At 24.2% G+C, this 6,973-nt stretch carries 5 protein-coding genes and 2 pseudogenes; 5 read left to right on the top strand and 2 right to left on the bottom strand.

Annotation, left to right across the window (positions count from 1 at the left end; genetic code table 11):
* The first annotated feature begins 3 nt into the window (after window positions 1-3).
* From CHTY_RS02325 to CHTY_RS02345, 5 genes are all read left to right on the top strand, one after another.
* Window positions 4-477 (top strand): hypothetical protein, encoded by a 474-nt coding sequence (locus CHTY_RS02325; RefSeq protein ID WP_203552318.1) that lies wholly within the window; start codon window positions 4-6, stop codon window positions 475-477.
* Window positions 461-1,138 (top strand): hypothetical protein, encoded by a 678-nt coding sequence (locus CHTY_RS02330; RefSeq protein ID WP_203552319.1) that lies wholly within the window; start codon window positions 461-463, stop codon window positions 1,136-1,138. The genes CHTY_RS02325 and CHTY_RS02330 overlap by 17 nt, the downstream gene beginning before the upstream one ends.
* A 23-nt stretch (window positions 1,139-1,161) precedes the next feature.
* The gene (locus tag CHTY_RS02335; RefSeq protein ID WP_203552320.1) at window positions 1,162-2,538 is read left to right on the top strand and encodes a DUF2963 domain-containing protein; all 1,377 of its coding nucleotides are present in this window, start codon (window positions 1,162-1,164) and stop codon (window positions 2,536-2,538) included.
* A gap of 64 nt (window positions 2,539-2,602) precedes the next feature.
* Complete coding sequence (locus CHTY_RS02340; protein WP_203552321.1) at window positions 2,603-2,749, top strand: hypothetical protein; 147 nt, start codon at window positions 2,603-2,605, stop codon at window positions 2,747-2,749.
* A gap of 399 nt (window positions 2,750-3,148) precedes the next feature.
* Entirely contained in the window at window positions 3,149-5,020 is a 1,872-nt protein-coding gene (locus CHTY_RS02345) for a hypothetical protein (RefSeq protein ID WP_203552322.1), read from the top strand.
* A gap of 249 nt (window positions 5,021-5,269) precedes the next feature.
* On the opposite strand, the pseudogene lepA reads toward CHTY_RS02345, so the two are convergent.
* Both lepA and CHTY_RS02355 read right to left on the bottom strand, forming a co-directional pair.
* Window positions 5,270-6,352, bottom strand: a pseudogene (gene lepA / locus CHTY_RS02350) (translation elongation factor 4); the annotation flags it as partial.
* Between the two features lie 199 nt (window positions 6,353-6,551).
* Window positions 6,552-6,973 (bottom strand): annotated as a pseudogene (locus tag CHTY_RS02355) (hypothetical protein); the annotation flags it as partial.

The raw sequence follows: 6,973 nt of genomic DNA on the forward strand, positions 1-6,973 counted from the left end.
AAATTGAATTTAGAACAAATAATTATTAATATTTTTCAATCTAAAACATTTATTTCTTTAATTTCTCTTTTATTTGGCGGTTTAATATATTGGTTTTATTTATATCTTAAAGAATTAAAAAATAAATATGAATTCAGTGATGAATTGAGAGATGTAGTTAATAATTATATTAAAAATGGCTCAATTACTGTTAAAGAATTTGGAGCATTAATTAGAGTAGTAGCTCATATGGGTAACTATTTAGGAATATATAAAGAACATGTTCAAAGAATGATTAAAGAATTTGGAGAACATGGTGGCCTTAATTTTTCCGAGGGTATTTTTGATGAAAAAAATAATAACCAAGAAAATAAAAAAGATGAATCAAATGATTTAGATAAATTATTAAAAGAAAATTTAGAATTAAAAAAAAGATTATCTAATTTAAAAAATCCTTTAATAGTAGAAAATATTGAAGATAATGAAAATATTTTTTAATTTTGATTTATTAAAATATTTATTTACTTTTTTATTTTCTTTTAAGTATTTTTTCTTTTTATTATATGATTTATTTTATAATATTTTTTTAACTAAATCATCTTTTTTATTTAATTATGAGGTTGGTTGGAATAAAAATTTTATTATTATTTTTAATTTTACTAAAATGATATTTATTTTTATATGGGAACAACTAACTACTTTAATTTATCCTTTAAAATTATTTTCTTCTTTATTTAATTTTTTAATTGATATTTTATTAATTTTTAAAGAAGTTTTTGTAAAAATTAAGGATTTTATTTCAATGTTTGTTACTGAAATTTTTAGTTATAAAAAATTCGATGCTGATAATAGTTGGTGGGAAAAATTAGTAGAAGTAGTAAAATTAATTTTTAGTGTTACTATTGGTGGTCTTGTTATTTATTTTATGAAAGAAATCCAAGCATTTATTTTAGCAGCTTTTTCTAAAATAGGTGATTTATTATTTAAAATTGTTTTAAGAATATTAGATATTTTTGTAATTGTTCTTAAAATATGGTTATTATTATTGAAAAATGTTATAATAATATTAAGTTTTGTTTTATCATTTTTAATAAATATTATTTATTTATATGTATTTGATGATAATAAAAATAATGCTTTAATTATTTTTAATAATTAAAAAAATTATAGGAGAAAAATTATATGCATACTTTTAAATTTAGAGGTAGATATTTGAAAACAATCCCTTTTATTATTGTTACTGGTACTTTAATTCTTTGTATTTTAATGATTGGTTCAGCTGCTTATCAATATCATTTAGAAACTGAGGAAAGACGTAAATTACAAAACATAGATATTGTACAAAAAGCAAAAGAAATGAATAATTTATTATATGAAACTAATAATAAGTTAGAAAAAGAAAATAAGGAATTAAGCTTAGAAAATGAATCATTAAAGTTTGAATGTTATTGTGAAATTAAAGAAAATCAAACAAAAGAGTACTATACAAAAATTACTAAGGAATTAATAAAAGAAGAAAACTTAGAAGGAGAAACTAAGTTTTATAAAATAAAACAACCAAACTTTAAAGTTTATCAAAAGATGGGAGCAACTCCTAAGCAACTTAAAGAATTAGGATGTGTTGCAAAAGACCTAAAAGAATTAGGATATACTGCAAAAGAACTAAAAGATGCTGGATACACGTTTAAAGACATAAAAGTTGCTGGATATACATTGAAGGAATTAGAAAATAAAAGCTATTTAATTTATTCAATGGAAGAAATTAGAGAAGTGGGATATACTGTAAAAGAGTTAAAAGATTATGGTTATACAGCTAAGTTATTAAAAAGTTATAGATATACAGCACAAAAACTAAAAGATGCAGGCTTTACTCTTCAAGAACTAAAAGATGCAGGATATACTGCAAAAGAAATGAAAGAAGCAGGTTATACTGCAAAAGAACTAAAAGATGCGGGATATACAGCACAAGAACTAAAAGCTGCGGGTTATACTGTAAAAGAGCTAAAAGAAACGGGATATACAGCAAAAGAACTAAAAGAAGTGGGTTATGCTGTAAAAGGTTTTAAAGAAATGGGTTATACAATACAAGAACTAAAAGATACAGGCTATACTCTTAAAGAGTTTAAAGAAGCAGGTTATACTGCAAAAGAACTAAAAGATGCGAATTGTGGAACGTCGTATTTAAAAGACCTAGGCGATTTGGTTTGTGAAGCGTTGTATTTAAAAGAAGCGGGATATACAGTGCAAGAACTAAAAGCTGCAGGATATACAATTGAGGAACTAAAAGGTGCAAACTGTGTTCTTGAGCGATTTAAAGAAATAAAATTTGATTTTAAAGGTTTAAAATATTTGCCGAAAATCAGCTATTACTCCGGAAGTGACTACATAATCTACTCCATCATTGAATACGACGATAACGGAAAGAAGGCCAAATATACACAATACAACAAAGATGGCATTATTTACTCCGTTTTCGAATATAACCAAAACGGAAAACTCATTAAAATAACATTCTACAACAAAGATGGTACTATTGAATCCGTCGACGATATAGGTTAAATCCAACTACTATCTAACTTAGTTTGGCTTTTAATGTATAAACATATATAAAAGGATAAAAAAAATGGAAAGTAAACATGAAATAGGTACTGATGTTTTCTTAATACTTGCTGTAATATTGGCAGTTTTTCTATTCTTTTGCAAAAAAACAACCAAAGAGGTAGAAGCTGAATCGGAAGAATTGGAAATTATGTACAATAAGAGAATATAATTAACAAGTAAAACCATTAAAGGGGGTTAGCTTAATAAGGCGACCCCTTTACATGGAGCAAGGATTTACTCAGCAAGAAGGGAGAACGCACCACAAAATGCAAAAATCACCCTCTTTTCACCCCCCCTTTCTTTTTTAGATCTGTGTTTGCTGATTCCGTTTGTTTCATCCTCACACAATTAAAGATGTCTTTTTTAAGAGAGCTTGGTCGCTTCATCCGCTTGTCAATCCTCACAATATATCAAACATTAAGCTTGACAAAATCGAATGTAAAAAAAAGAATTTTTTTTATGTGAGATTTTGGGCTTAATGTTATATTGTGAGTTAGGATTGACAAGAACGGATAAATGAAGTGACTAAGCTATATTATATTTATCAAATTACAAAGGAAAATTAATTATGCTATATTTAAATGAATTTACAATGAATAAAGAGGATGTTAAATTATCTTTTCATGCTCAAAAAATGTTTAATTCAATTAATAATAATAAAAGTTTAAGTATTTTTGAAAAAGAAAAAATTAAAAAAGATTACCAAAATAATTTATTTTTTTTCAAAACTACTGATTTTGGTTTAGGTTGTGTTTCTCATTTTACTAATTTACACCTTTATCGTCTTATTTCATCGATGCAAGATAATAGATTAAAAAATATTAAAAAACAAAAAATAGCTTTTATTCATCATGAATTAAAGGAATTTGGTTATAATTTTTCTAATTCCGAAATTATAGATGATTTTAATTATTTTTATTTTTTGGCTAAAACTAATTATAATTTAAAAGATAATAAAGAAAAAGTAAAATTTATTAAAGATAAAATAAAAGAATTACCTCAATTTAATAATTTTAAAAGTTATTTTGATAATGAATATTATTTAAAATTAGAAAACAATGATAAAAAATTAAATCAAATTTATAAAAATATTTGTTTAATTATTGGCAAAGATAAAGATAATTTAATTGTTAATAAACCAATTAATATTGAAAGTAAATTAATAGATATTAAAAGAAATATTAGACAATCTAAAAATAATGCTCGTTTTAAAGCTATTTATAATTTTGCAAATGAAAATAAAATTAGTTGGCTAACTCTTACTTTAGCCCATCATAATCATAATGGTTCTTTATCACCAGAGGTTAAAGATTTAAATAAAGTTCAAAAATTAGTTAAAGAATTTATTAATAAATTACGTTTTAATTATTATAAATATTTAAAATCCAAAAAATATCATATTTTAAGCATTAAAAAATATTTAAAAAAGTTTAAATATTTTATAGCCTCTCAATTACAAATTAAAGGTGTTTGGCATTTTCATATTATGTTTAATATTGATTTATTAAAAATTTTTGGTTTTACTAATAAAATGATGTGTCAAAAAAAAGGTTTGTTATCTAATTCAGAATTTTATGAAAATAAAACATATTATTATGATCGTGGCAAGAAATATAATATTGATAATGGATGGAAAATTAGTGAAAATCAAAACTTAATTATTCCTAATGTTTTTAAATTATGGGCTGATATTGTTAATAGTAAAAGTGGATTACCTAATTTAAAAAGATTAAATCCACGTTCTCAAAATTTACAAATATTTTATAAAGATAATAAACAAACTAATAAATTAGAAATTAATGAATGTCAATTAAAAAAAAATATTATTCATAAAGATAGTTCCTTTATTATTGCTGAGTATGTTAGTAAATATGATGCTGGTTTAAGTGATAAAGAAATTAAAAAAATGATTTTACAAAAGAAAAATCATTTAATTGGTAAACGTTTATTTCAATTTTCTTTAAGTTGTAAAAAATTACCTATTACTAAAACTATAAAATATTTACCTTTTGATTTAAAACACTCTCAATATCATTTAACAGGTTTTTATCTTAGAAATATTTTAGATTTTAAGAAAGGTCATCCGTTTTTTAAATTATTAAGAAATGATATTTTAAGAACAAATAATAAAAAATTTTGTTTTAAAGAAAATAGTTTAAATGCAATTGATTTTGAAAAAAATAAGAATCAATATTTATATAAATATATTGAATTTAAAGGCAAATTATCTTTTTTTTATGGAACAATTTTTTATGCCAAAAAATTGTTTAAAAATTATTTTAATAGTAAAAAATATTTTAAGATATGTTTATTATTAAATAAATGTTTTAATCTTAATAAATTAGAAACATATGAGAAATTTAGTAATAATTTAGATAAACAAATAAGATATACTCAATTTAATAATTATATTAATCCTTTATATCAACGATTTACTTAAATTTAAATATTTAAATATTAAATATCAAGAAAGGATTTTATTTTAATTTTTAATTTAATTATCATATATTTTACCCTCTTTTTTAGAGGGTTTTTGGTGTTGTTTTTGTAATTTTTATGTTATAAAACCTTAAAATTAAGGTATAATATAAGTATAAATAGTGAAAGATAAAGGTTAGTTATAAATGTCAATTCCCAAAGCAAAAATAAATAACTTTCAAATTCTTTAACACTTATCACCTATTCCCCCTTGAATAATTTCCATATGCAAAAGCCCTAAAAAACCAGTCCTAAAACCTAAACCTAAAGCCGAAGAACTTTCAGGTTCAAAAATTAAAGAAGAATCATTTAGTTTTAGCTTTTCTAAAGCTTCTTTTAAGATTTCATACTTATTAGTTTCAACAGGATAAAGGCCACAAAAAACAACTGAATTCATTTGTTTATAACCAGGTAAAGGAACAAGTGCTGGTTTATTTTGAGAGGTAATAGTATCACCTACTCTAATATGATCAATATTTTTAATAGCAGCAGTAAGATATCCGACATCTCCTGGAGCTAAAAATTCCTTCATAGCTTGCTTAGGATTATAAACCCCTACTTCAACTACTTCATAAGTCTGATTACTAGCCATAAAACGGATTTGATCTCCTTTTTTAACTGTTCCATTAATTAACCTAATTGAAGGAACTACCCCTTTATAAGAGTCAAAATAAGAATCAAAAATTAAAGCTTGCAAAGGTTGATTAGGATCTCCTTGAGGTGACTTAATCTGAGTAACAATAGTTTCTAAAATCTCTATGACTCCTAACCCAGTTTTACCACTAGCCAAAATAGCATTATCAGATGGAATATTAAGGGTTTCTTCAATCTCTTTTTTAACTTTATTAACATCGGCACTAGGAAGATCTATTTTATTAAGAACAGGAATAATAGTTAAATTATTATCTTTAGCTAAATAAACATTAGCTAAGGTTTGCGCTTGAATCCCTTGAGCTGCATCAATCACTAATAAAGCTCCTTCACAAGCAGCTAAAGAACGAGATACTTCATAACTAAAATCAACATGACCAGGAGTATCAATTAAATGCATCACATATGTTTTACCATCACGCGCTTGATAAAAAATTTCAACAGCATTTAATTTAATAGTAATCCCTCTTTCTCTTTCTAAATCCATTGAATCAAGGATTTGATTTTGCATAATCCTTTTATCAATTGTTCCTGTAAGCTCTAAAATACGGTCAGCTAAAGTAGATTTTCCATGATCAATATGAGCAATAATGGAAAAATTACGGATATGTTTTTGTCGTTCTTTTATTTTTTCTATATTCATATTTGTTATCCTTTAAGCCTTAATGATCTTTGCTTTTTGCTTTAATAATAATATTATAACATATAGTCATCTTTTTGATTAAAGGTTTTATATATTTTAAGGTAATCCCTGCTTTGTAACACTATGATATTATTTTAAAAAATAGTTTTAAATAAAAAAGACTCAAGTTTTATTGAGTCTTTTTGATGATAATTATAAATTATTTATGTTCGTTATATAAATCAATTGCTTGTTGGTATAAGGATTGGGATTGGTTATATAATTCTTGGGCTTGTTGGGTAGCTTGTTGAGTTTGAGTAATGTATGTTTGTGGTTTTTCTGTGTGTTGATAGAGTTCTTGTGCTCGTTGAGCTTCTTGGTTAGTTTGATTTCGAAGCTCTTTGGCTTGTTGGGTTTTTTGTGTTTGTTGAATAGCTTGTTGGTATAAGGGTTGGGATTGGTTATAGAGTGGTTTTGATAAATTGTATAAGGGTTTGGATTGATTATAGAGTGGTTTTGATGATTCATATAAGGTTTTTGATGATTTGCATAAGGTTTTTGATGATTCGTATAAGGGTTTGGATTTGTTATATAAATTTCTGGCTTGCCCTTTTTGTAAGAGGGTAAAGTTTGAGTTTTTTG

Source organism: Candidatus Phytoplasma meliae (genome assembly GCF_016876135.2).

Excerpts from the sequence above, each read along its gene's own strand:
- CHTY_RS02330 (WP_203552319.1), top strand. The coding sequence starts at position 461 with ATGAAAATATTTTTTAATTTTGATTTATTAAAATATTTATTTACTTTT.
- CHTY_RS02335 (WP_203552320.1), top strand. The coding sequence starts at position 1,162 with ATGCATACTTTTAAATTTAGAGGTAGATATTTGAAAACAATCCCTTTT.
- CHTY_RS02340 (WP_203552321.1), top strand. The coding sequence starts at position 2,603 with ATGGAAAGTAAACATGAAATAGGTACTGATGTTTTCTTAATACTTGCT.
- CHTY_RS02345 (WP_203552322.1), top strand. The coding sequence starts at position 3,149 with ATGCTATATTTAAATGAATTTACAATGAATAAAGAGGATGTTAAATTA.